We start from the raw sequence: 22,401 nt of genomic DNA on the forward strand, positions 1-22,401 counted from the left end.
CGCGGCTCAGCGCCCCCGGCGCGCGCTGCCGCCCGCCGATCGCGCCTGCACCCTGGGCCCCGCCTCGGCGCTCGCGGCGACCACCCCCGCCTCGCCCGGCTTCGGCAGGGTGCCGGCCAGGATCGGCTGCCGCTGCGCGGGCGCCGCCGCGGGAGCCGCCGCGCCGGCGGTCGGCCCGCCCGCGCCGCCCTTCGCGCCAGGCCCCTGCCCCTGCCCCTGCCCCGCCGCGGCCTTCGGCACGAGGGCCACCTCGACCGCGGACGCGCCCTCCGGCACGTCCCGCACGAGCAGCGCCGCCGCGCCGCGGTCGTCGGGGGTGAGCGCGCCGAGCAAGGTCTCGCGCCGCTCGGGATCGGAGACGATGACGCGGTACTCCTGACCCTCGGGCGCGGCCGCGAGGTTGTAGGCGTAGACGGCGAGCGCGTGGCGCTCGGGGTGAATGCGCGCCACGCCGCTCGCGCCGTTCTCCTTCTTCACCGCGGCGAGGACGGCCGCCCCTTGGCCGGGCGTCGACAGGACCGCGATGTCGGCGCGCGCGTCGCGGAGCTGCGCGTCGCGCTCCTCGACCACCTTGTTCGCCTCCGCGAGCTGGTTCTTCGCGTTCTGCACCTCGGTGGTCAGGGCCGAGGTGCGGGAGATGGAGACGGCGGCGAACCCGATGAGGAGCGCCAGGATGACGACGGCGGGGAACACGATCAGGGCCGTTCGCTTCTCGGCCCTGCCACCGGAGAGGACGTTCTCGAACGCCAGATCGCGATCGGCCATGCTCCAAAGGTAGGGAGCGCCCGCGCGGGCGGCACGCGCCGGACGCCCGGGCGGAGCTGCGACCACCCGAGTCGGCAAAGACCCCCGCCAGCCCTCGGCCGCCCGGAGGGCAAACGAGCTGTGCCAGCGCGAGGACGCCAGCCCGGATGGCGGGCGGGCGGCTGGCCCGTTGCTTGAAATGAACGCTTGGTCAATGCGACCCGCTGTCGCAGGGCATCGCACCGCCGCGCACCTCGCGCGGCCGTTCGCCTCGAGGAGCCCGCCCATGCCTGGACGATCCGCCACCCGCCTCGCGCTCACCTTCGCCGCCTCCCTCCTCCTCGTGGCCGGGAGCGCGCGCGCCGAGCAGCCCGGCACGAAGCCGGAGGCCAAGGCGCTGGTGGAGAAGGCCGCGGCCTTCATCAAGAAGAGCGGGAAGCCGGCCGGCCTGGCCGAGATCACGGCCGCCGCGGACAAGCAGGGCACGCTCCTCGATCGCGACCTCTACATCTTCGCCTACGACTTCACCGGGAAGGTCGTCGCGCACGGCGCCAACAAGAAGCTCGTCGGGAAGAGCCTCTACGACATGCAGGACACCGACGGGAAGTACGTCATCCGCGAGCTCATGGCCGCCGCCGGCAAGGGCTCGGGCTGGGTCGACTACAAGTGGTCCCACCCCGAGACGAAGAAGATCCACCAGAAGAGCGCGTACGTCCTGAAGATCGACGACGAGCTGTGGATCGGCTGCGGCGCCTACTCGAAGTGATCGGTCGGCCGGCCGGCGCGCGGCGTCGCCCGCCGGCCACTCCGGCCTCTGGAACGCGAGGAGCGGACCCATGCGGCGGATCCGAGATCTCGGCGTGGAGCGGAAGCTGCTCCTGGCGCCCGCCGGCAGCGTCGTCGCCTTCGTCGTGCTCGCGGCCCTCGCCTTCTCGAGCGTCGCCTCGCAGCGCTCGATGCTCGCGGACTTCAACGCGGTGCAGGACGCGTCGCGCTTCTCGGCCCGGCTCGGCCGGATCCACGCGAACGTCTACAAGGTGACGAGCCTGGCGAGCTCCAGCACCGACAGCCGCGGCACCGAGGCGCTGGCGGCGAAGCAGCTGACGGACATCGACGCGCTCGCCTCGGAGCTGACCGCGTGGGCCGGCGCGCGGGAGGCCGAGCACGCGCAGGTGCCGCTCGCGCGGAAGGCGCTCCCGCTCCTGGCGGAGTACCGCAAGCAGTGCGCCGGGGTGGCCGACATCGCCACCACCGACCTGGGGATGGCGAACACGTACATGACGCTCGCCGAGCGCTCCTACCAGGAGATCTCGCAGCTCCTGGACTCCCTCCTCGAGAGCGAGGCGACCGCCGCGCGCGATCACTCCCAGGACGTCGCGCGCGCCTCGCGCCGGACGATGGTGCTGTTCGTGCTCGTGTCGCTGCTCGCGATCGCGCTCACGGGGTCCCTGGCGATCGTGATCGCCCGCTCGATGGTCGAGCCGATGCGCCGCCTGCTGGCCGCGGCCGAGGCGCTGCGGGTCGGCGACCTGGGCCACACCATCGAGGTGACGAGCCAGGACGAGCTCGGGAAGCTGACCGCCGCCTTCGGCGCCGTGCTGGAGTCGGAGCGGCAGATGGCGCAGGTGGCCACCGCGGTCGGGAAGGGCGACATGTCCTCGGACGTCGCGCCCCGCTCCGAGCAGGACGGCCTCGGCCTCGCCTTGCAGGACATGGTGCTGGCGATCCGGCGGCTCGTCGCCGACGCGGGCGCGCTGGGCGAGGCGGCGGTGGCCGGGGACCTCGAGCGCCGGGTCGAGGTGTCGCGGCACCAGGGCGACTTCCGGCGGATCGTGCAGGGCGTGAACGCGGCGCTGGACGCCGTCCTCGCCCCCATCCAGGAGGCGACGGCGGTGCTGCAGCGCCTCTCGGAGCGCGACCTGCGGGCCCGCGTCCAGGGCGAGTACCGGGGCGACCACGCCAAGATCAAGGAGGCCCTGAACGTCACCGCCCAGGCCCTGCACGACACCATCGGGCAGGTGGCGGACGCGGTGAGCCAGGTCTCCTCGGCCGCGGCCGAGATCGCCGGCTCGAGCCAGGCGGTCGCGCGCGGCGCCTCCGAGCAGGCGAGCTCGCTCAACGAGGCGAGCAGCAGCCTCGCCGCCATGGCCACGACCACCAAGAGCTCCGCCGGCAGCGCGCTCCGGGCGAGCGAGCTCGCGCAGCGCGCCGAGGCCTCGGCCGCGGCCGGCGCCAGCGCCATCGGCCAGATGAGCGAGGCGATGGGCAGGATCCGGGGGGCCGCGGAGAGCACCTCGCAGATCATCAAGGACATCAACGAGATCGCCTTCCAGACCAACCTCCTCGCCCTGAACGCGGCGGTCGAGGCCGCCCGCGCCGGCGAGGCGGGCCGCGGCTTCGCGGTGGTGGCCGAGGAGGTCCGCTCGCTCGCCCTGCGCTCGAAGGAGGCGGCCACCAGGACCGAGGTCCTCATCCGCCAGTCGGTGAAGGAGGCCGGCGAGGGCGAGGCGCGCTCGGGGCAGCTCGCGGCCCAGCTCGGCGAGATCGGCGGGGCGGTGACGAAGGTCACCGGCATCGTGGCCGAGCTGGCCGCCAGCGCCCGCGAGCAGTCGGCCGGGATCGAGCGGGTGAACGGCGCGGTCGCCCAGGTGGATCACGTGACCCAGCAGAACGCCGCCAGCTCGGAGGAGTCCTCCTCGGCGGCGGCGGAGCTGTCGGCGCAGTCGGCCGAGCTGGCCGAGCTGGTGGGCTGCTTCCAGCTCGACCGCGAGGCGCAGGAGGCCCCGGCGCCCGCGGTCACCACGGCGGCGCGCTGGCGCCCCGCCGCCTCGGCTCGTGCTGCCCGAGCCGGTACTCCCGCAGGCGGTACTGGATCTTCCGGACGCTGACCCCGAGCGCCTGGGCGGCGCGGACGGTGGAGCCTCCCATCCGGTCGAGCGTGCGCAGGATCGCCTCGCGCTCGATCTCGAACAGGGTGGCGCCGGGGACGAGCGCGCTCGCCTCGCCCGCCCCGCCGCCCGTCAGCGCCGGCGGGAGGTCCTCGAGCGCGAGCTCCCGCCCCCCGCACCGCGCCACCCCGCGCTCGACCACCGCCTGCAGCTCGCGCACGTTGCCCGGCCAGTCGTGGGCGAAGAGCGCCGAGAGGGCGCCGGGCGAGACGGCGGTGACGCCGCGCGCCCGCGCCGCCGCCGACCGGGCCAGGAACGCCTCGACCAGCGCCGGGATGTCGCCCTTGCGCTCGCGCAGCGGCGGGAGCGTCACCGCCACCACGTTGAGCCGGTAGTAGAGGTCGTCGCGGAAGCGGCCCTCGCGCACCGCCTCGGCCAGGTCGCGGGTGGAGGACGCCACCACCCGCACGTCGCACCGCAGCGTCTCGCGGCTGCCCATGCGCTCCAGCTCCCCCTGCTGCAGCACGCGCAGGAGCTTCACCTGGAGCCCGAGCGGCAGGTGCGCCACCTCGTGCAGGAAGACGGTCCCGCCGTGCGCCGCCTCCAGGCACCCCTCGCGCCGGAGCGCCGCCCCGGGGAACGCGCCCGGCTCGTGCCCGAAGAGCTCGCTCTCCAGCAGGACCTGCGAGCGCGCCGCGCAGCTCACGCGCACGAAGGGGCGGTCGCGGCGGGGCGAGGCGTCGTGGAGCGCCTGCGCCACGAGCTCGCGCCCGGTGCCGGTCTCCCCCAGCACCAGCACCGTCGCCCGGGTGGGCGCCGCGCGCCGCAGCACCTCCTGCACGAGCTGGAGCTCGGGCGCGCTGCCGACGAGGGCGTGGCGGCGGCGGAGCTGGGCGCGGAGCCGCGCCGCGTCGGCGCGCAGGCGCCGCTTCTCGAGCGCCTTCCAGAGCAGCACCGCCGCCTGCGCCGCCCCGGCCGGCCGGACGAGGTAGCTCTCGGCCCCGGCGCGGAGCGCGGCCACCGCGGCGCCCAGCTGCTCCGGGTCGGCCATCACCACCAGCGCCGCGTCCGAGCCCAGCTCGGCGAGGCCGCGCGCGAGCAGCACCCCGTCGGCCGGGCCGGTCACCGCCGCCAGCAGCGCGTCCGGGGCCAGGCTGGGGACCGCCAGCAGCGCCGCGCCCGGATCGGCCGCCTGGCACGGGTCGAAGCCGTGCTGGGCGAGCACGGCGCACAGCGCCTCCGCGCCGTGCGGCTCGACGACCAGGATGCGGGGGCGCGCCATGACGGAGCGGATCTAGCAGAAACGGTGCCGGCGCGCGGGGGCCCGGGCGCCGGGGCGACGGCGGCTCGCGCGCCGCCGGCCCGCGGACGCACGTCCGCCCGGCTCTTTGCAGCGCGCCACGGCATCCCCAGGCTTGGGCTTTCCAGGGAGGGACACATGCGAGCCGTGGTGTGGAAGGGACCGGGCAAGGTCTCGGTGGACGAGGTGCAAGATCCGCGCGTCGAGCGCGCGACCGACGTGGTGGTTCGCATCACCACCGCCGGGATCTGCGGCAGCGACCTGCACATGTACGAGGGCCGGACCGCCGCCCAGCCGGGCGTGGTCATGGGGCACGAGAACATGGGGGTGATCGAGGAGGTGGGCAGCGCGGTGCAGCAGCTCCGCAAGGGCGACCGGGTGGTGCTGCCCTTCAACGTCTCGTGCGGGACCTGCTTCAACTGCACGCGCGGCTACACCAGCGCCTGCCTGGTCGCCAACGACGACGCCGCCGGCGCCGCGTACGGCTACGTCGGCATGGGGCCGTACAAGGGCGGCCAGGCGGAGCTCCTGCGCGTCCCCTGGGGGGAGGCGAACTGCATCAAGCTGCCGGGGACGCCCGGGGACGAGCTGGAGGACGACTTCCTGCTCCTCTCGGACATCTTCCCCACCGGCTACCACGCGGCGCAGATGGCGAACGTGCAGCCCGGCTCCACGGTGGCGGTCTTCGGGGCGGGGCCGGTCGGCCTCCTCGCCGCCTACAGCGCCATGCTGCGCGGCGCGGCCGAGGTGTACGTGGTGGACGCCATCCCGGAGCGCCTGAAGAAGGCGGAGCAGATCGGCGCCATCGCGGTGGACTTCCGCAAGGGCCCGCCGGCGGAGCAGATCCGCAACCTCCGGCTGCAGAACCCGCTCGTGCGCGGGGCGATGCGGCGCGGCGAGGAGAAGATGGCCGGCGTCATGTGCGGCATCGACGCGGTGGGGTACCAGGCGAAGGACTTCGCGGACCCGAGCCAGGAGGACCACACCTCGGTCACCGAGCAGCTGGCCGAGGTGGTGAACCCCACCGGCGCGCTCGGCATCATCGGCGTCTTCCTGCCCCAGGATCCGGGCGGCAAGGGCCAGGCGGCGAAGCACGGGGAGTACCAGCTGCCCTGGGGCAAGCTGTGGGAGAAGGGCGTCCAGCTCGGCATGGGCCAGACGCCGGTGAAGCACTACAGCCTCGTCCTGCGCGACCTCATCATCGCCGGCCGCGCCAAGCCCAGCTTCATCGTCTCGCGCCACATCCCGCTGGCGGACGCGCCGGACGCCTACCAGAAGTTCGACCGGCGCGAGCCGGGCTACACCAAGGTCCTCATCCGGCCCGCCGAGCAGGTCGCGACGCCGCTGTAGCGCCGCCGGCGCGCGGGTTCAGCGCCGCCGGGGCCCTCGCGCTCCGGCGAGCGCCGCGCCCGCCACGGCGACCGCGACGAGCGCGAGGACCGCCCCGCGCGCCGCGCGCGCCCTCCAGGGCAGGGCCGGCAGCCGGCCCACCACCCGCCGCTCGGGCAGCGGCCCGGGCGCGCCGCCCTGGCGGGCGAGCTTCAGCACCTCGGCGAGGTGGAGGCCGCGCCGCCGGGTGCCCTGCGCGATCTGCTCCTTGCAGGAGAAGCCGTCGGCGAGGATGAGCGCCTCCTCCGGCGCCGCGCGCACGGCGGGCAGGATCCCGCGCTCGCCGGCCGCCAGCGACACCCGGTGCGGCTCGCCGCGCTCGAAGCCGAACGAACCCGCCATGCCGCAGCAGCCGGAGTCGGGCCGCTCGACCTGGAGCCCCATCCGCTTCAGGACCGCCAGCTCCGCGTCGAGGCCCATCACCGCGTGGTGGTGGCAGTGGCCCTGGAAGACGGCGCGGGCCTCGAGGCGCGGCAGCGGGAAGCGCTCCCGATCGCGCTCGATGAGCTCGGACAGCATGAGCGTGTGCTCGGCGAGCCGCTTCGCGCGCGGATCGTCCGGGAAGAGGCCCAGGAGCTCGTCCCGCAGCACCGCCACGCAGGAGGGCTCGATGCCCACCACCGGGAGGCCCTGCTCGACCGCGGGGGTGAGCACCTCGAGCAGCTCGACGAGCTGCGCCCGGGCGCGGTCGAGCATGCCGAAGTCGTAGAGCGGCCGGCCGCAGCAGACGCGCCGGGAGGGGAGCTCCACCTGGTAGCCGGCGCCCTCCAGCGCCTCGAGCGTGGCGATGGCCGCCTCGGGGTGGAAGTGGTCGTTGAAGGTGTCGACGAAGAGGACCGCGCGCCGCGCGCCGGGGGCCGGCGCCGGCCGCGCCCGCCTCGTCGCCTCGTACCACCGGCGGAAGGTGTAGGGCGCGAAGCGCGGCACCTCGCGGGCGCCGGCGATGCCGCCGGCGAGCTTGGCCAGGCCGGCGAGGCCGGGCGCGTGCGTGACGAGGTTCACGAGCCGCGGCGCGAGCGAGGCCAGGCGCGCCCAGACCATGATGAGCCCCATGGCGTAGGCGTGCCGCGGGCGGAGCCGCCCGCGCCAGTAGTGGGCGAGGAACTCCGCCTTGTACGTCGCCATGTCCACGTTCATCGGGCAGTCGGACTTGCAGCCCTTGCACGCGAGGCACAGGTCGAGCGCCTCCTTCACGTGCGGGTCGCGCCAGCCTCCGCGGAGCGGCTCGCCCTGCATCATCTCGAACAGCAGGTGGGCGCGGCCGCGGGTGGAGTGCCGCTCCTCGCGCGTCACCATGTAGGAGGGGCACATCACCCCGCCCTGCTCGCGCCGGCACTCCCCCACCCCCACGCAGCGCGCGGCGGCGCGGCCGAAGCTGCCGCCGTCCTCCCGGAAGCGGAAGAAGGTGGCGGGGCGCAGCTCCTGGTAGCCCGGCCCGAGGCGCAGGTTCTCGTCCAGCCGGTAGGGATCGACCACCTTGCCCGGGTTGAGCTTCCAGGCCGGGTCCCACAGGCGCTTCAGCTGGGCGAAGGCCGCCACCAGCTCGTCGCCGAACATGATGGGGAGGAGCTCGGCGCGCGACTGGCCGTCGCCGTGCTCGCCGGAGAGCGAGCCGCCGTGCGCGACCACGAGGTGGGCGGCCTCGGTGACGAAGGCGCGGTACCTCCGGACGCCCTCGGCGCTCGTCAGGTCGAAGTCGATGCGGGTGTGGACGCAGCCCTGCCCGAAGTGGCCGTACAGCGCGCAGCCGTAGCCGTGCTTCTCGAACAGCTTCCGGAGCTGCCGCAGGTACGCGCCGAGCTGGTCCACCGGGACGGCCGAGTCCTCCCAGCCCTCCCAGGTGTCCTTCTGCCCCGGCACCCGCGCCGTCGCGCCCAGGCCGGACTCGCGCACCTTCCAGGCGATGTGCTCCTCCTCCGGGTCGTCGAAGAGCTTCATCGACGGCGCGCCCGGCTGCCCGCGCAGCGCCTCCATCATGCGCCGGCCGGCCGCGTCGGCCTCCTCGCGGGTGGCGCCGCCGAACTCCACCAGCAACCAGCCGCGGCCGTCGGGGAGGATCTGCGTCCGCTCGGGGTGAAGCCGCTTCTTCTTCATGTCCTCGACCAGGCGGTCGTCGAGCCCCTCCAGGCCGATGGGGCCGTGGCGCAGGATCTCCGGGATGTGGTCGCCCGCCTCGTAGACGCTCGGGTAGCCCAGCACCACCAGCGTGCGGCTGGGCGGGCTGGGGACGAGGCGCACCTTGGCGCGCAGCACGATCGCGCAGGTGCCCTCCGAGCCGACCAGCGAGCGCGCCACGTGGAAGCCGTTCTCGGGGAGCAGCTCGTCGAGCGCGTAGCCGGAGACGCGGCGGGGGATGTGGGGAAAGCGCCGCCGCACCAGCTCGCCGTAGCGGTCGCGCAGGCCGCGCAGGCCGGCGTAGAGCTCGCCGCGGCGCCCGCCGGCCCGCACGATCTCCTCCAGCTCCTCCTCGCTGGTGGCGCCCACCCGGAGCCGCGTCCCGTCGTAGGTGAGGACGTCGAGCTCGAGCACGTTGTCGGCGGTGCGGCCGGCCATGACCGAGTGCACGCCGCACGAGTTGTTGCCGATCATGCCGCCGAGCGTGCAGTGGTTGTGCGTGGACGGGTCGGGGCCGAACGTCAGGTGGTGCCGCTCGGCCGCCCGGCGCAGGTCGTCGAGCACCAAGCCCGGCTCGACCCAGGCGGTCCGCGCGACCGGATCGAGCTCCAGGATGTGGTGGCAGTACTTGGAGAAGTCGATCACCACCGCCACGTTGCAGCACTGCCCGGCGAGGCTCGTGCCGCCGCCGCGCGCCAGCACCGGCGCGCCGTGCCGCCGGCAGGCGGCCAGGATCTCGGGCACCTCGTCGATCGAGCGCGGCACCACCACGCCGATCGGCACCTGGCGGTAGTTGGAGCCGTCGGTGGCGTAGAGCGCCCGGCTGCCCGGGTCGAAGCGCACCTCGGCCTCGACGTGGCGGCGGAGGTCGGCGGCGAGCGCGCGCGCCGCGGCCGGCGGGAAGGCGCGCCGCGCGCCGCGCGGCTCCTCCTCGTGGCGCAGGCGCGCCAGCGGCTCGGCGGCCGGGCCGATCCCGGGGACGTGCGGGCGGCGGGCGGGCTCCTGTTCGCGGTGGACTCTCACGGGCGCGCTCCTCCTTCAGAAGGTGATCTCGTACCGCTCCAGCTCCGAGCGCTTCAGCTCCACGCCCAGCCCCGGCCGGCCCGGGTCGGGCCGCAGCTCGCCGCGCTCGGGCGCGAGCGCGCCGTCGAAGAGCAGCGCCTCGATGCGCGCGTGGTCGTGGAAGTACTCGACGTGCACGGCGCGGGCGGCCGCGCAGCAGAGGTGGGCGTGGAGCTGCGGCGCGCAGTGCGCCGAGAGCGGCAGCTGGAAGGCGTCGCACAGCGCCGCGGCGCGGAGGAAGCCGGTCGGGCCGCCGCAGCGGGTGGCGTCCGCCTGCAGCACGTCCACCGCGCCGGCCGCCAGCATGCGGCGGAAGTACCAGGGCGTGTAGCCGTACTCGCCGGCCGCCACGTCCAGGCCCGCCGGGGCGCGGTCGCGCAGGAGGCGCAGGCCCTCGAGGTCGTCGGACGAGACCGGCTCCTCGAACCAGGTGACGCCGAGCGGCGCGAGCGCCTCGGCCTGGGCGAGCGCCAGCTTGCGGCCGTACGCGCCGTTCGCGTCCACGAACAGCTCCACCGCCGGCCCGATCGCCTCGCGGGCCGCCCTCGCCCGCGGCACGTCGGCCGGCGGGTCGCGGCCGATCTTCATCTTCACCCGGGTGAACCCCTGCTCGGCCCAGCCCCCCAGCTGCGCCTGGAGCCGCGCCACCGTGTAGGACGTGAACCCGCCGGAGCCGTAGGCTGGGATGGCCGGGCGCGCCGCGCCGAGCAGCCGGAAGAGGGGGACCTCGAGCAGCCGCGCCTTCAGGTCCCAGAGCGCCGCGTCGAGCGCCGAGATGGCCATGGCGGCGACCCCGGGCCGGCCCAGGTTGCGCACCGCGCGCGAGAGCTCGAGCCAGGCGCCCTCGACGTCGAGGGCCGGGAGGCCGGCCAGCCGCGGCGCCAGGAGCTCGCGCGCCAGCCGGGCGGTCGCGGCGTCGGCGTAGGTCCAGCCGAGCCCGGTCGCGCCGCCCCCGCGCGCCTGCGCCAGGACGATCGTCGTCCGGTCCCAGGCGAAGGTGCCGTCCGACTCGGGCGCGTCGGTGGGGATCGTGGCGGCCCGGACCTCGATCGCCTCGACGGGCGCGGCGGCGCGGAGCCTCGCCACCGCTACGCCTTGTCCGGGAACCAGGTGTCCGTCATCTGCTTCCACGAGCGGCGGATCATGGCGCCGCGCTCCGGGTCGCCCTTGAGGATGGCGGACAGCATGCCCTTCGCCTGCTCGACGGTGATGTGCGGCGGGAGCGGCGGCACCTCCGGATCGGTGACCGCCTCGACCACGCACGGCCGGTCGGCGCGCAGGGCGGCGTCCCACGCCGGCCCGATCTGCTCCGGCCGGTCGACCCGCACGCCCATGAGTCCGAGCGACTCGGCGTAGCTCGCGTACGGGAAGTCCGGGATGTCCTGCGAGGCCTTCAGCTTCGCGTCGCCCTCCATCACGCGCTGCTCCCAGGTCACCTGGTTGAGATCGCGGTTGTTGAGGACGAGGACCACCAGCCGCGGGTCCTTCCAGCGCCTCCAGTACTTCGAGACCGTGATGAGCTCCTCGTTGCCGTTCATCTGCATGGCGCCGTCGCCGACCAGCGCCAGCACCACCCGGTCCGGGTGCGCGAACTTGGCCCCGATGGCGTACGGGACGCCGGGCCCCATGGTGGCGAGGTTGCCGGAGAGCGACGCCATCATGCCGCGCCGGATCTTGAGGTCGCGCGCGTACCAGTTGGCGGACGAGCCGGAGTCGGCGCACAGGATGCAGCCGTCCGGCAGCCGCGGCGAGAGCTCCCAGTAGACGCGCTGCGGGTTGACCGGGTTCGCCTTCGCCATGGCGCGCGTCTCGAGCACCCGCCACCAGCGCGCGACCTCCTTCTCCAGCTTCTCGCGCCACCCGCGGTCGGTCTTGCGCCGGAGCCGCGGCGCCAGCGCCCGCAAGGTCTCCTTCGCGTCCCCGACGAGCGCCAGCTCCATGGGGTACCGCAGGGAGAGGAGCCGGCCGTCGAGGTCGATCTGGACGCCGCGCGCCTGGCCCTCGGTGGGCAGGAACTCCGAGTACGGGAAGCTGGAGCCGACCATGAGCAGCGTGTCGCACTCCATCATGAGGTCCCAGCTCGGCTTGGTGCCCAGCAGGCCGATCGCGCCGGTCACCCAGGGCAGGTCGTCGGGGAGGACGTCCTTGCCGAGCAGCGCCTTGGCGCACCCGGCGCCGAGCAGGTCGGCCACCTCCTCCACCTCGGCCGCGGCGCCCTTGGCGCCGGCGCCCACCAGCATCGCGACGCGCTGGCCCGCGTTCAGGAGCTCGGCCGCGCGGCCGAGGTCTTCCTCCCGCGGCACGACGCGCGGCGGCAGCCAGCCACGCCCGATGCCGGTGTGCACGGTGGCGTGCTTGTCCGGGGGATCGCCGGCGGGGAGCTCCTGCACATCGTTGGGGACGATGAGGCAGGTGACGGTGCGCTCGGCCAGCGCGGAGCGGATGGCGCGGTCGACGAGCTGCCGCGCCTGCTGCGGCACCATCATCGTCTGCACGTACTCCTTGGCGACGTCCTTGAAGAGGTTCTGGAGGTCGACCTCCTGCTGGAAGTCGCCGCCCAGGGCGGTCCGCGCCGACTGCCCGACGATGGCCACCACCGGCTGGTGGTCCATCTTCGCGTCGTAGAGGCCGTTGAGGAGGTGGATGGCGCCGGGGCCGGAGGTGGCCATGCAGACGCCGACCTGGCGCGTGAACTTGGCGTGGGCGCAGGCCATGAACGCCGCCATCTCCTCGTGGCGCACCTGCACCAGCTCCAGCTCCTTCACGTGGTGGAAGCCGGCGAAGATGCCGTTGATGCCGTCGCCGGGGTAGCCGAACACGCGCCGGATGCCCCACTGCACCAGACGCTCCAGGATGTACTGCCCCACCGTCGTCGCCATGTGGAATCCTTCCCGCCTCGCCTAGTCGCCGGCGAACGCGATGGTGCTGAGCAGCGCCGTGTCCGCCTGCCGCGCGTCGAGGCGCGTGTGCTGCACCACGATCGGCACGTCGGACTCGACCAGGCTCGCGTAGTCCGTGGCGCGCGGGATCGGCTCCGGGTCGCGCAGGTCGTCGAAGCGCAGGTGCAGCGTGCGGCGCGCCGGCACCGTCACCTGGTACGGCCCGGCGGGCTCGCGGTCGGCGAAGAAGACCGTGAGCTTCACGTGGGCGTCGGCGTCGCCGGCGTTGAGCAGGCAGGCCGCCTCGTGGCTCTCCAGCTCGCGCCCCCGTCCGTGGAGCCGCTCCGGGAGGAATCCCTCCGGGATCGCCCACGTCCTCCGCCCGACCTGCCCCCCCATCACCGATCCGCGCCCCCGTGCTGCGAAGCTAGGGACGCGCGCCGCGGGCCGCACCGCCGGTCGCGGCGAGCGGGTGCCCCGCGCGCGATCGCCTGCTGCCGGAGGGGCGGGCGGCCCCTACCCTTCCATGAGGAGGCTGCGGATGCACAGGGACGTGGCGGCGAGCGCGCTCAACGCGCTCCTGGGAGCGTGGCTGGTGGCGACGTCGTTCCTCTGGCACCACGACGCCGTGCACCTCGTCACCGCGTGGCTGGTGGGGCTCCTGGCGGTGGGGATCGGGCTGGCGGCGCGGCGCCGGCCGGGCGTGCTCTACCTCGACCTGCTCCTCGCCGCCTGGCTGACCGCGTCCATCTGGCTCTTCTCGCACCACCCGTTCGCGAGCTGGAACGAGGCGATGGTGGCCATCGGGCTCGGGCTCGTCCCGGTCACCATGCTCCTCTTCCCCGAGCCGCCACCGGAGCGGGCCACCGCCTAGCGGCCGCGGAACGCGCGAGGCCGGGGGGCTGCGGGGTGGCCCTCCGGCGGTGCTCGGCAGACGACCTGACGGCTTGCTCCGGCTGCCGTCCCGGAAACGCTCCGCGGCTTGCACCGCATCGTGCCGCGCCGGCGAGGACCGAGGGTTCACGCGTCGGCGCGGCACCGGCGGTGCAGCGCGCCGTCTGGCGGTCGGGGTCGTCCGCAGGTCGGCCTGCGCTCCGGCGGAGGGCCACCCCTCCGCCCCCCTCTGCTCACGCCTCGCTCACGCCCATGGGTCGGGGCGGGGGGACCGCCCGTCGCCGTCGGCGCCGCGGGACCTGCGTCCGCGGCTCCCGTCACCTCATCGGCCCTGGCGCGGGGCTCGGCTTGGGGACGTCGCGGCCCTCCTGCTCGGCGCCGGGGGCGTCGACGCGGGACTCGGGCGCGGGCGGGCCGCGGGGGGTCAGGATGTCGGGGCCGGGCGGCTCGGCCTGCAGCGTGCCCTCGTGGCCGGGGTTCGTGAGCTCGAAGCGCGTGGCGTTGTCGAGCACCACGAGCGAGATGAGCAGGGCAATGAAGAAGATGCTGGTGGCGAAGATGAGGCGCGTCGCGCCGGTGTGATCCCACAGGTGCATGAAGAACAGCACCACCAGCATGGACTTGCCGCTCGCGATGGCCAGCGCCACGAGCAGGTGGAAGGGCGGCGGCAGGTGCACCCGCGAGAGCGCGAAGGTGAGGATCGTGCCGACGAGCAGCAGCACCCACACCACCCAGTAGCGCAGCGCGCCGGGGCCGTGCTCGTGCTCCGCGTGACCGTCGTGCGTGGCGATGGCCATGGGGCTCCCGTCAGATCAGGTAGAGCAGCGGATAGAGGAAGATCCAGATGAGGTCGACGAGGTGCCAGTACATCCCGCCCAGCTCGACCGGGGTCGAGTAGCCGTGGTCGTAGGCGCCGCGCCAGCAGAGCACCATCAGGATGGCCAGCACCGTCATGCCGATGAGGACGTGGATCCCGTGGAGCCCGGTGAGGATGAAGTACAGGGTGAAGAACATCGGCGCGCCGGTGGCCGTGAGCTCCGAAGAGTGGAAGTAGCGCCCGGGGAGCAGGCCCTCCTCGAAGTCGTGCGTCCACTCCCAGCCCTTGATGACGAGGAAGACCGCCGCGAAGGCGAGCGTGATGGCGAGGCAGAGCGCCGCCGTCCGGCCCTTGCCGTGGCGCGCGAAGTGGTGCGCGAGCGCCACGGTCAAGGAGGAGGTGATGAGGACGACCGTGTTGATCGTCCCCGCCGCCACGCTGAGGTGCTCGCTCGAGGCCGCGAAGCCCGCCGGGTAGAGGAACCGGTACACCGAGTAGGCGGTGAACAGCCCGCCGAAGAGGAGCAGCTCGGTGGCGAGGAACAGCCACATCCCGATGCGCGCCGCGTGCTCCTGCTGGCGCAGGTTCGGGAAGTGGTGCGCGACGTACGCCTCAGGCTGCATGCGTCACCTCGGCGGCGTGCGGGTCGCCGGACTGGACCGACCCCTCGGTGTAGTCGTGCGGGGGGGACGGGTAGACCGGCTGGCCGATGAAGTTCTCCGGCGGCGGCGGCGAGAGGGTGCCCCACTCGTAGCCGCGCGAGCCCCACGGGTTCGCGCTCGCGACCCGCCCGTACTTCAGCGACCACAGGAAGTAGATGAGGATGAGGAGGAAGCCGAAGCCGAGCAGGGTCGCGCCGAGCGTCGAGGCGACGTTGAGCGGCCAGAAGCGCTCCGGGTACGAGTAGTAGCGGCGGGGCATGCCGTAGTTCCCGAGGAGGAACTGCGGGATGAAGGTGGCGTTGAAGCCGAAGACGATGGTGACCGCCCCGACCAGCCCCCAGCGCTCCGGGTACATGCGGCCGAACATCTTCGGCCACCAGTAGTGGAGCGCCGCCAGCCAGGCCATGATGGTCGCCCCCACCATGATGAAGTGGAAGTGCGCCACCACGAAGTACGTGTCCTGCCAGTGCACGTCGAGCGAGACGGTGGCGAGCGCGATCCCGGTCATCCCGCCGAAGACCAGGAAGAACAGGAAGCCGCAGAAGTAGGCGAACCAGGCGGTGAACGCGACCGACCCCTTATAGAGGGTGGCCGTCCAGTTGAAGACCTTGATGGCGGTGAAGATGCCCACGAACATCGAGAGCACGCCGAAGATGCCGGCGTCGAGCGTGGACTGCCCCGAGGTGAAGAGGTGGTGGCCCCAGGTGAAGAACCCGACGAAGGCGATGCCGAGCGAACTGAAGGCGACCGCCTTGTAGCCGAAGATGTTCTTGTGCGCGGCGGCGCAGATGACCTCCGAGATCACCGCCATCGCCGGCAGCACCATGATGTAGACGGCCGGGTGCGAGTAGAACCAGAACATGTGCTGGAAGAGGATGGGATCGCCGCCGCGCGCCGGGTCGAAGATGCCGAAGCCGAAGGCGTGCTCCACCGCCACCATGAGCAGCGTGATGCCGAGCACCGGGGTGGCCAGGATCTGGATGATCGAGGTGGCGTAGATCGACCACACGAAGAGCGGCATGCGCATCCAGGTGATCCCGGGGGCGCGGAGCGTGTGGGCGGTGACGATGAAGTTGAGGCCGGTGACGATGGAGGAGAACCCGAGCACGAACGCGCCGAGCAGCACCGGCACCACCTTGGTGATGGTGGTGGTGCTGTAGGGCGCGTAGAAGGTCCAGCCGGTGTCGGTGCCGCCGTGGATCATCCCGTACAGCGCGATGCCGGCCCCGATGACGTAGAGGTAGAGCGACAGCAGGTTGAGGCGCGGGAAGGCCACGTCGCGCGCCCCCAGCATGATCGGCAGGAAGAAGTTGCCGAAGATGCCGGGGATGGCCGGGATCATGAAGAGGAAGATCATGACCACGCCGTGCAGCGTGAACATCCGGTTGTAGGTCATCGCGCTCATGATGGTCGGGCCGGGCGTGAGGAGCTCGATCCGGACCAGCAGCGCGAACAGCCCGCCCACGAAGAAGAAGAGCGTGGTGAGCGCGAGGAACATGATGCCGATGCGCTTGTGGTCGCGCGTCAGCAGCCAGGAGCGGATCCCGGCCTCCGCGTTGAGGTAGTTGCGCGGGTTGTAGGCCGGCGCGTCAGCGGGAGATGGTGGGGTCGTAGCCGGGGACTGGGACATAGACGGGGCCCTTGGACGGCTCGGGGCGCACCGCGTCGGTGCGCAGGGACTTGATGAACTCCACGATGGCGGCGATCTCCGGTCCGGGGACGCGGCCCTGGAAGGTGGGCATCACGTTCTGGTAGCCCGCCACCAGCTTGGCCGCGGGATCCATCATCGACTCGGTCAGGTAGGCCTCGTCGGCGATCACGGTCTTGCCGTCCTGCAGCTTCTCGTTCTTGCGGTACAGGTCGAGCCAGGTGGGCCCGATGTGCCGCGTGCCGTCGACGGTGTGGCACTTGAAGCAGCCGTACTCCGCCGCCAGCCGGCGCCCCTGCTCGGCGAGGCTGGTGCGCGGGTCGGCGCGGTCGTCGGGCGAGTCCTGCGCCGCGACCTGGGTGGCGCGGCGCGCCTCGGCCAGCCAGGCGTCGAACTCGGCCGGTGGCATGGCGACGATCTCGGCCAGCATGGCCGAGTGGCCGATGCCGCAGTACTCGGCGCACAGCACCTGGTGGCTGCCCGGCGCCTTGGCGGTGAACCAGATCTGCGAGTAGCGGCCCGGGACGGCGTCCTGCTTCAGCCGGAAGTCCGGCACGAAGAAGGAGTGGATCACGTCGCGGGAGGTGATGAGCAGCCGGACCGGGCGGCCGGCCGGGACGCGCAGCACGTCCACCCCGTTCGGCCCGCCGGGATAGGCGAACTTCCACATCCACTTCTTGCCCTGGACGTAGACGTCCATCGCGTCCTTGGGCGGCGTCTGGAGGCGCACGAAGAGCGGGAACCCGATGGCGAACCAGAGCAGGAAGAAGGCGAGCGGGACGCCGATGAAGAGCACCTCGTGGATCGCCTTCGGCTCGACGTGCGGGGTCGGCTGGTGCGCCGCGCGCCGGCGGTAGCGCAGGTAGAAGAGGACGGCCGCCAGCGCGACGCCGGTCGCGCCGATCATGGTGATGGTGATGACGAAGAAGTGGAGGTGGTCCACCTCCGTCGCGTACGCCGATCCCTGCTCCGGGAGGAACAGGATCCTGCGCATGAGGTCGTTCATCGCTTCGCGTCCTCGGGGTGCGCCGCGGTGGGCTGGCCGGCCCCCCCGCCGCTCACCCGCTTGGCCTTGATCTCGCGCCGCCAGAACACGCCCAGCATGATGCCGAGCCCGCCCAGCACCCCCAGCATGGCGAGCCGCACCACGCCCATCACGTACGGCTCGTACTTGCGGCTGGCCGGGTCGTAGCGGAAGCAGGTGAGGAGCAGCCGGTCGAAGCTGGTGCCGACGCGCCCCTCGCTCGCCTCGACCAGCGCGAGCCGCAGGTCGCGGGCGGGGAACTCGATGCCGTACAGGTACCGCGACACCCGGCCGTCCGGCGTCAGCACGAAGATGGCGGCCGCGTGCGCGAACTGCTTCGAGCGCTCGTCCCAGGCGTACTTGAAGCCGACCGCCTCGGTGACGGCCTTGATCTCCGGGGCGGCGCCGGTGAGGAACGTCCAGGCCTGCTTCGCGGTGGGATCGCCGAACGCCTGCAGGTACCCGCGCTGCCGCTCCGCCGCCGTCCTGGTCGAGTCGCGCGGGTCGAAGCTGACCGTCACGGCGTCGAAGTCCTTGCCGAGCGCGAGGCCGGTCTCGCGCATGCCGCGCGCGGCGCCGGTGAGGATGAGGCCGCACAGCATCGGGCAGTCGAAGTAGACGAGCGAGAGCACCACCGGGCGGTGCCCGCCGAGGAGGTCGCCCAGGCGGACGGCCCGGCCGTCCTGCGCCGTGAAGCGCGCGTCGAGCGGGAGCTTCGACCCGAGCTTCTCCTCGATCTCCACGTTCTGCAGCGCGGGCGGGAGCTGGGCGTTCCCCTCCACCGGCACCGGCTTGTGCAGCGCCTGGCCGATGGGGAGCGCCAGCGCCAGCGCGGGCGCGAGGAGCGCGATCGCGGCGAGCCGCCTCACGGGTGCTCCCCCTTCACCACGCGGTCCATCGCGCGGTCGATCGGGATGTGGACGAGGCCCTTCTGGCGGTCCACCCAGCCGGTGGACTCGAGGCGCCGCTGGGCCTGGGCGCGCCAGGCCGGGCCCTGGTTCGAGTGCTCGAACAGGCGCTGCTCGACCATGCCGATCTTGGCCTGGCCGGCGGCCGCCGGGCGCGGGGCGGGGCCGTCCGGGTTGAGCTCGCGCCGCAGCGTGCGCATGCCCAGCCCGGCCGCCAGCGCGCCGACGGAGAAGACGATCAGGGCCGCCGCGCCGACGAGGACGATCCGCTTCGAGGGGACGAAGTCCTCCTCGGCGGGAGGGTGCGCGAAGCCGTGCGCCTGCTCCTCGGGGGACGGCGGCTGGCGGATGGGGGCGTCGCTCATGACGGGTCGTACCTCAGCGACTCGGGGAGGTAGGGATCGCCGACCGGCACCACCGCCCGCCCGCGCATGCGCCAGACCACGAAGGCGAGCAGGGCCGCCCCGACGCCGATCACGGCCGGCAGGTCGGTCCAGTGCACGGCGAGCGCGTGCGCGGGGTCGTGGCGCAGCGCCGGCATCATGACCCAGTACACGTCGACGTAGTGGATGACGAGGATCCACACCGCCATGAAGCCGAGGCTGCCGGGGCTGCGCTTGAGCTTGCGGGAGAGGAGGATGAAGAACGGCACCACGAAGTGGAACAGCACCAGCGCGACGCTCACCGGCACCCAGGTGCCGCGGTTGCGCGCCAGGTACCAGGGCACCTCCTCGGGCAGGTTCGCGATCCAGATGAGGAGGTACTGGGAGAAGGCCATGTAGGCCCAGAAGGCGACGAAGGTGAGCAGATACTTGCCGAGCGAGTGGTAGTGGTTCTCGTTCATGAGCGCGCCGGGCATCCCGGCGGTGCCGCGCGACGCGTTCACGGCCAGGATGACCACCGCGAAGGCGGACAGGAACGAGCCGGCGAAGTAGTAGAGGCCGAAGATGGTCGAGGCGAGGTGGAGGTCGAGCGACATCTGCCAGTCGAAGGCGGCGAAGGTCATGGCGATGGCCACGAACGGCAGCGCGCCCGCGCCCAGCCGGCGCTGCTTGGCGGTGAGCTCGACCCCGCCCTCGGTGTCCTGGCGCACCGACCAGCCGTGGAGCAGGTGCCCCACCCCGATCCAGACCGCGAAGTAGACGAGGGTCCGCACCACGAAGAACGGCACGTTGAGGTAGCCGCGCCGGTGCTCGGCCAGGTGGCGCAGCTCGTCGTCGAGGCCGGCCGGGTTCACCCACGGGAAGAGGCGCGCCATCCCCAGCAGCACCGGGAGGGCCAGCACCAGCAGGAGCGGCGCCGCCAGCGGGATGCTCTCCAGCACCCGGCGAAGCACCACGTACCACTTCGCCTTGCCGGCGTGGAACGCCATGTTGATGAGGAGCGCCCCCACCGCGATGCCGGCCCAGTAGGTGAAGGCCACGTGGTAGGCCTGCAGCGCGCGGCTCGCGTCGAACAGGCCGCCCACGAGCGTGAGCCCGAGCCCGGCCGCCGCCAGCACCAGCGCGCGCCGGATGGTGGTCTGCCCGCCCTCGAAGCGCGTCGCGTTCATCGCCCCTCCTTCTCGAGCCGGGCCCGGTCATCGGGGGCGAGCTCGCCGATCGTCCTCGACTGGCTGAGCTGCAGCGCCCGCAGGTAGGCCACGATCGCCCAGCGGTCCTCGGGGGTGAGCGCGCTGGCGTAGGAGGGCATGACGCCGAACCCCTCGCTCATGACCTGGAAGTACCAGCCGTCGGGCATCTGGGCGCGCGCGAGCAGCGAGGGCGGCGGCCGCAGGGCCATGTTGCGGGCGACCAGGCTCACCCCGTCGGCGAGGTAGCCGTGGCAGACCGCGCAGTTCACGTCGAAGCGCGTCCGGCCGCGCTCGAGCAGCGCGCGCGTGAGCGGCACCGGCACCCGCGCCAGCGCCTTGCCGTCCGGGCCCCGGCCGGTGGCGATCTCGGGCGCGAGCACGTCCTCGCGCGACACCGCGCCCGGCTGCGGCGGCCGCTGCGAGATGCGGTCGGGCCAGAACTCGCTCTCGCGGTAGGCCTTCACCTTCTGCTGCGAGATCATGGGGTCGAACACCTCGCACCCGCCGAGGAGCGCCACCGCCGCCGCCGCCAGGAGGAGCCGCCTCATCGCGCCGCCTCCTCGACCGCCGACACCTGCAGCGCCCCCAGCCCCTGGAGCTCCTTCACCACCGCCGCGCTCTCCTCCGGCTTCACCTCGGCCGAGAGCCACAGCGCGTCGACCGAGGCGGTGCGGAACGCCTCCAGCTCGAAGGTGGGGTGGTAGGTGCGCGGGAAGCCGCACAGCGCGAACAGGCCGAGCACGATGCAGAGCGAGGCGAGCAGCACGCCGCACTCGAAGGTGACCGGGATGTTGGCGGGCGGGCTGTGGGGCGGCCGGTTGCCCACGTTGAGGACGTAGTCCACGCCGTTCATCCACCACTGCATGAGGTACCCGCCGCTCGCGCCGGCGACGCCGCCCACGAGCGCGATGAGCGGCACCTTCGACTTCGAGAGCCCGAGCGCCTCGTCCGCCCCGTGCAGCGGGTACGGCGAGTGCGCGTCGAGGCGCGCGTGGCCGAGCGCGCGCAGCCGCCGCGCCGCCGCGAACAGCGCCTGGTCGTCCTTGAACTCCGCCAGCACGTACGCCATCGCCTATCTCCCGTGCGCCGGCGCCGGCCCCGGCTCGTGGGGCGGCGCGTGCGCCTCGTGCTCCAGCTCGCGGCGGAGCTCCTTCACCTCGCTCGCCGAGACGGAGGGGACGAAGCGGAGGAAGAGCAGGAACAGGAAGCCGAAGAACCCGATCGTGCCGACGTAGATGCTCCAGTCGACGATGGTGGGCCGGTACATGGCCCAGGACGAGGGCAGGAAGTCGCGGTGGAGCGAGGTCACGATGATGCTGAAGCGCTCGGTCCACATGCCGACGTTGACCAGGATCGACGCCACCCACAGCACCACCACGCTCGCCCGCGCCCGCCCCCACCAGAAGATCTGGGGCACGAGCACGTTGCAGAACAGCATGAGCCAGTAGACCGGCGCGTACGGGCCGCGCTGGCGGGTGTTGAAGAAGACGAACGCCTCGTACTTGTTCCCCGAGTACCAGGCGATGAAGTGCTCGCACAGGTAGCCGTAGGCCACCATGAGCCCGGTGGCGAGCAGCACCTTCGACATGTTCTCGAGGTGCCGCGCGGTGATGACGTGCTCGAGCCGGAACACCTTCCGGGCCGGGATGATGAGCGTCAGCACCATGGCGAAGCCGCTGAAGATGGCGCCGGCCACGAAGTAGGGCGGGAAGATGGTGGTGTGCCAGCCGGGGACCTGCGCGATGGCGAAGTCGAAGGAGACGATGGTGTGGACGGAGAGCACGAGCGGCGTCGCCAGGCCGGCGAGCAGCAGGTAGGCGATGCGCCAGTGGCGCCAGTGCCGCGCCGAGCCGCGCCAGCCGAGGGAGAAGATGCCGTAGGCGACGCGGGCCGCCTTCGACTTGGAGGCGTCGCGCAGCGCGGCCAGGTCGGGCAGGAGCCCCACGTACCAGAAGAGCAGCGAGACGGTGAAGTAGGTGGAGACGGCGAAGACGTCCCACATCAGCGCGCTCTTGAAGTTCGGCCAGACGCCCAGGGTGGCGGGGTACGGGAAGAGCCACCAGGCGAACCAGGGCCGGCCGAGGTGCAGGATGGGGAACAATCCCGCCTGCATGACGGCGAAGAGCGTCATCGCCTCGGCGAAGCGGTTGATGGAGGTGCGCCACTTCTGCTGGAAGAGGAGGAGGATGGCGCTGATGAGCGTGCCGGCGTGGCCGATGCCGATCCACCAGACGAAGTTGATGATGCCGAAGGCCCAGGCGACGGGGATGTTGTTGCCCCAGGCGCCGACGCCCACCGCGAAGGTGTAGCCGATGGCGGTGAAGAGGAGGCCGGTCAGCGCCGCGCACACCGTGAGCAGCGCCAGCCAGCCCTTGCGCGTCCGCGCCCACACCGGCTGGAACAGGTCCTCGGTGAGCTGGCGGTCGCTCGGGCGGCCCACCAGGACCGGCGGGCCCTCCAGCCGCTCCAGCTCCGCCGCGTGGGCGGCCATCTCTCGG

20 protein-coding genes are annotated in these 22,401 nt (G+C 73.0%); 4 read left to right on the forward strand and 16 right to left on the reverse strand.

Annotation, left to right across the window (positions count from 1 at the left end):
• Positions 1-6: 6 nt before the first annotated feature.
• Positions 7-765, reverse strand: coding sequence for a hypothetical protein (locus tag HWY08_RS18940; protein WP_176068151.1), 759 nt, complete (start codon positions 763-765; stop codon positions 7-9).
• 265 nt (positions 766-1,030) lie between these two features.
• On the opposite strand from HWY08_RS18940, the gene HWY08_RS18945 reads away from it, so the two are divergent.
• Together HWY08_RS18945 and HWY08_RS18950 are read left to right on the forward strand one after the other, a co-directional pair.
• A complete protein-coding gene (locus HWY08_RS18945; RefSeq protein ID WP_176068153.1) occupies positions 1,031-1,510 on the forward strand; it encodes a cache domain-containing protein in 480 nt (159 codons plus the stop codon).
• Positions 1,511-1,580: 70 nt separating this feature from the next.
• The gene (locus tag HWY08_RS18950) at positions 1,581-3,632 is read left to right on the forward strand and encodes a methyl-accepting chemotaxis protein (protein ID WP_176068155.1); all 2,052 of its coding nucleotides are present in this window, start codon (positions 1,581-1,583) and stop codon (positions 3,630-3,632) included.
• Here the strand turns inward: HWY08_RS18950 and HWY08_RS18955 are convergent.
• Positions 3,541-4,914 carry a sigma 54-interacting transcriptional regulator gene (locus HWY08_RS18955; protein WP_176068157.1) on the reverse strand — a complete coding sequence of 458 codons (1,374 nt, stop codon included), beginning with the start codon at positions 4,912-4,914 and terminating at the stop codon, positions 3,541-3,543. The two genes, HWY08_RS18950 and HWY08_RS18955, sit on opposite strands and share 92 nt — an antisense overlap.
• 156 nt (positions 4,915-5,070) lie before the next feature.
• Between HWY08_RS18955 and HWY08_RS18960 the strand changes: the two genes are divergently transcribed.
• Positions 5,071-6,282: a glutathione-independent formaldehyde dehydrogenase gene (locus HWY08_RS18960; protein ID WP_176068159.1), complete on the forward strand. Its 1,212-nt coding sequence runs from the start codon at positions 5,071-5,073 to the stop codon at positions 6,280-6,282.
• 18 nt (positions 6,283-6,300) lie between these two features.
• Here HWY08_RS18960 and HWY08_RS18965 read toward each other — a convergent pair whose 3' ends face one another.
• From HWY08_RS18965 to HWY08_RS18980, 4 genes are read right to left on the reverse strand one after another with little or no spacing between them, the layout of a single operon-like run.
• Positions 6,301-9,459: an FAD-binding and (Fe-S)-binding domain-containing protein gene (locus tag HWY08_RS18965; protein ID WP_209005190.1), complete on the reverse strand. Its 3,159-nt coding sequence runs from the start codon at positions 9,457-9,459 to the stop codon at positions 6,301-6,303.
• Between the two features lie 15 nt (positions 9,460-9,474).
• The gene (locus HWY08_RS18970) at positions 9,475-10,584 is read right to left on the reverse strand and encodes an enolase C-terminal domain-like protein (RefSeq protein ID WP_176068161.1); all 1,110 of its coding nucleotides are present in this window, start codon (positions 10,582-10,584) and stop codon (positions 9,475-9,477) included.
• Positions 10,585-10,586: 2 nt separating this feature from the next.
• Positions 10,587-12,377 carry a thiamine pyrophosphate-requiring protein gene (locus tag HWY08_RS18975; RefSeq protein WP_176068163.1) on the reverse strand — a complete coding sequence of 597 codons (1,791 nt, stop codon included), beginning with the start codon at positions 12,375-12,377 and terminating at the stop codon, positions 10,587-10,589.
• A 21-nt stretch (positions 12,378-12,398) separates the two neighbouring features.
• Complete coding sequence (locus tag HWY08_RS18980) at positions 12,399-12,776, reverse strand: sensory rhodopsin transducer (RefSeq protein WP_176068165.1); 378 nt, start codon at positions 12,774-12,776, stop codon at positions 12,399-12,401.
• 142 nt (positions 12,777-12,918) lie between these two features.
• Between HWY08_RS18980 and HWY08_RS18985 the strand changes: the two genes are divergently transcribed.
• Complete coding sequence (locus HWY08_RS18985) at positions 12,919-13,251, forward strand: SPW repeat domain-containing protein (RefSeq protein WP_176068167.1); 333 nt, start codon at positions 12,919-12,921, stop codon at positions 13,249-13,251.
• Positions 13,252-13,588: 337 nt separating this feature from the next.
• On the opposite strand, the gene HWY08_RS18990 is transcribed toward HWY08_RS18985, so the two are convergent.
• From HWY08_RS18990 to nrfD, 10 genes are read right to left on the reverse strand one after another with little or no spacing between them, the layout of a single operon-like run.
• On the reverse strand, positions 13,589-14,068 hold the full coding sequence (locus HWY08_RS18990; protein WP_176068169.1) for a cytochrome C oxidase subunit IV family protein: 480 nt from the start codon (positions 14,066-14,068) through the stop codon (positions 13,589-13,591).
• A gap of 10 nt (positions 14,069-14,078) precedes the next feature.
• Positions 14,079-14,711, reverse strand: a complete 633-nt coding sequence (locus tag HWY08_RS18995; RefSeq protein WP_176068171.1) for a cytochrome c oxidase subunit 3 family protein — start codon at positions 14,709-14,711, stop codon at positions 14,079-14,081.
• On the reverse strand, positions 14,701-16,380 hold the full coding sequence (locus HWY08_RS19000) for a cbb3-type cytochrome c oxidase subunit I (protein ID WP_176068172.1): 1,680 nt from the start codon (positions 16,378-16,380) through the stop codon (positions 14,701-14,703). Before HWY08_RS19000 ends, HWY08_RS18995 begins: the two co-directional genes overlap by 11 nt.
• Entirely contained in the window at positions 16,340-17,404 is a 1,065-nt protein-coding gene (gene coxB, locus HWY08_RS19005; RefSeq protein ID WP_176068174.1) for a cytochrome c oxidase subunit II, read from the reverse strand. The genes HWY08_RS19000 and coxB overlap by 41 nt, the downstream gene beginning before the upstream one ends.
• Entirely contained in the window at positions 17,401-18,291 is an 891-nt protein-coding gene (locus HWY08_RS19010; RefSeq protein WP_176068176.1) for an SCO family protein, read from the reverse strand. Before HWY08_RS19010 ends, coxB begins: the two co-directional genes overlap by 4 nt.
• On the reverse strand, positions 18,288-18,695 hold the full coding sequence (locus HWY08_RS19015; protein WP_176068178.1) for a hypothetical protein: 408 nt from the start codon (positions 18,693-18,695) through the stop codon (positions 18,288-18,290). Before HWY08_RS19015 ends, HWY08_RS19010 begins: the two co-directional genes overlap by 4 nt.
• The gene (locus HWY08_RS19020) at positions 18,692-19,882 is read right to left on the reverse strand and encodes a hypothetical protein (protein ID WP_176068180.1); all 1,191 of its coding nucleotides are present in this window, start codon (positions 19,880-19,882) and stop codon (positions 18,692-18,694) included. The genes HWY08_RS19015 and HWY08_RS19020 overlap by 4 nt, the downstream gene beginning before the upstream one ends.
• The gene (locus HWY08_RS19025) at positions 19,879-20,451 is read right to left on the reverse strand and encodes a c-type cytochrome (RefSeq protein ID WP_176068182.1); all 573 of its coding nucleotides are present in this window, start codon (positions 20,449-20,451) and stop codon (positions 19,879-19,881) included. Before HWY08_RS19025 ends, HWY08_RS19020 begins: the two co-directional genes overlap by 4 nt.
• Complete coding sequence (locus HWY08_RS19030; RefSeq protein ID WP_176068184.1) at positions 20,448-20,972, reverse strand: DUF3341 domain-containing protein; 525 nt, start codon at positions 20,970-20,972, stop codon at positions 20,448-20,450. Before HWY08_RS19030 ends, HWY08_RS19025 begins: the two co-directional genes overlap by 4 nt.
• A 3-nt stretch (positions 20,973-20,975) precedes the next feature.
• Complete coding sequence (gene nrfD / locus HWY08_RS19035) at positions 20,976-22,394, reverse strand: NrfD/PsrC family molybdoenzyme membrane anchor subunit (RefSeq protein ID WP_209005192.1); 1,419 nt, start codon at positions 22,392-22,394, stop codon at positions 20,976-20,978.
• Between the last annotated feature and the right edge of the window lie 7 nt (positions 22,395-22,401).

Origin of the sequence: Anaeromyxobacter diazotrophicus (assembly GCF_013340205.1) — a bacterium.
Classification (GTDB): Bacteria; Myxococcota; Myxococcia; order Myxococcales; family Anaeromyxobacteraceae; genus Anaeromyxobacter_A; species Anaeromyxobacter_A diazotrophicus.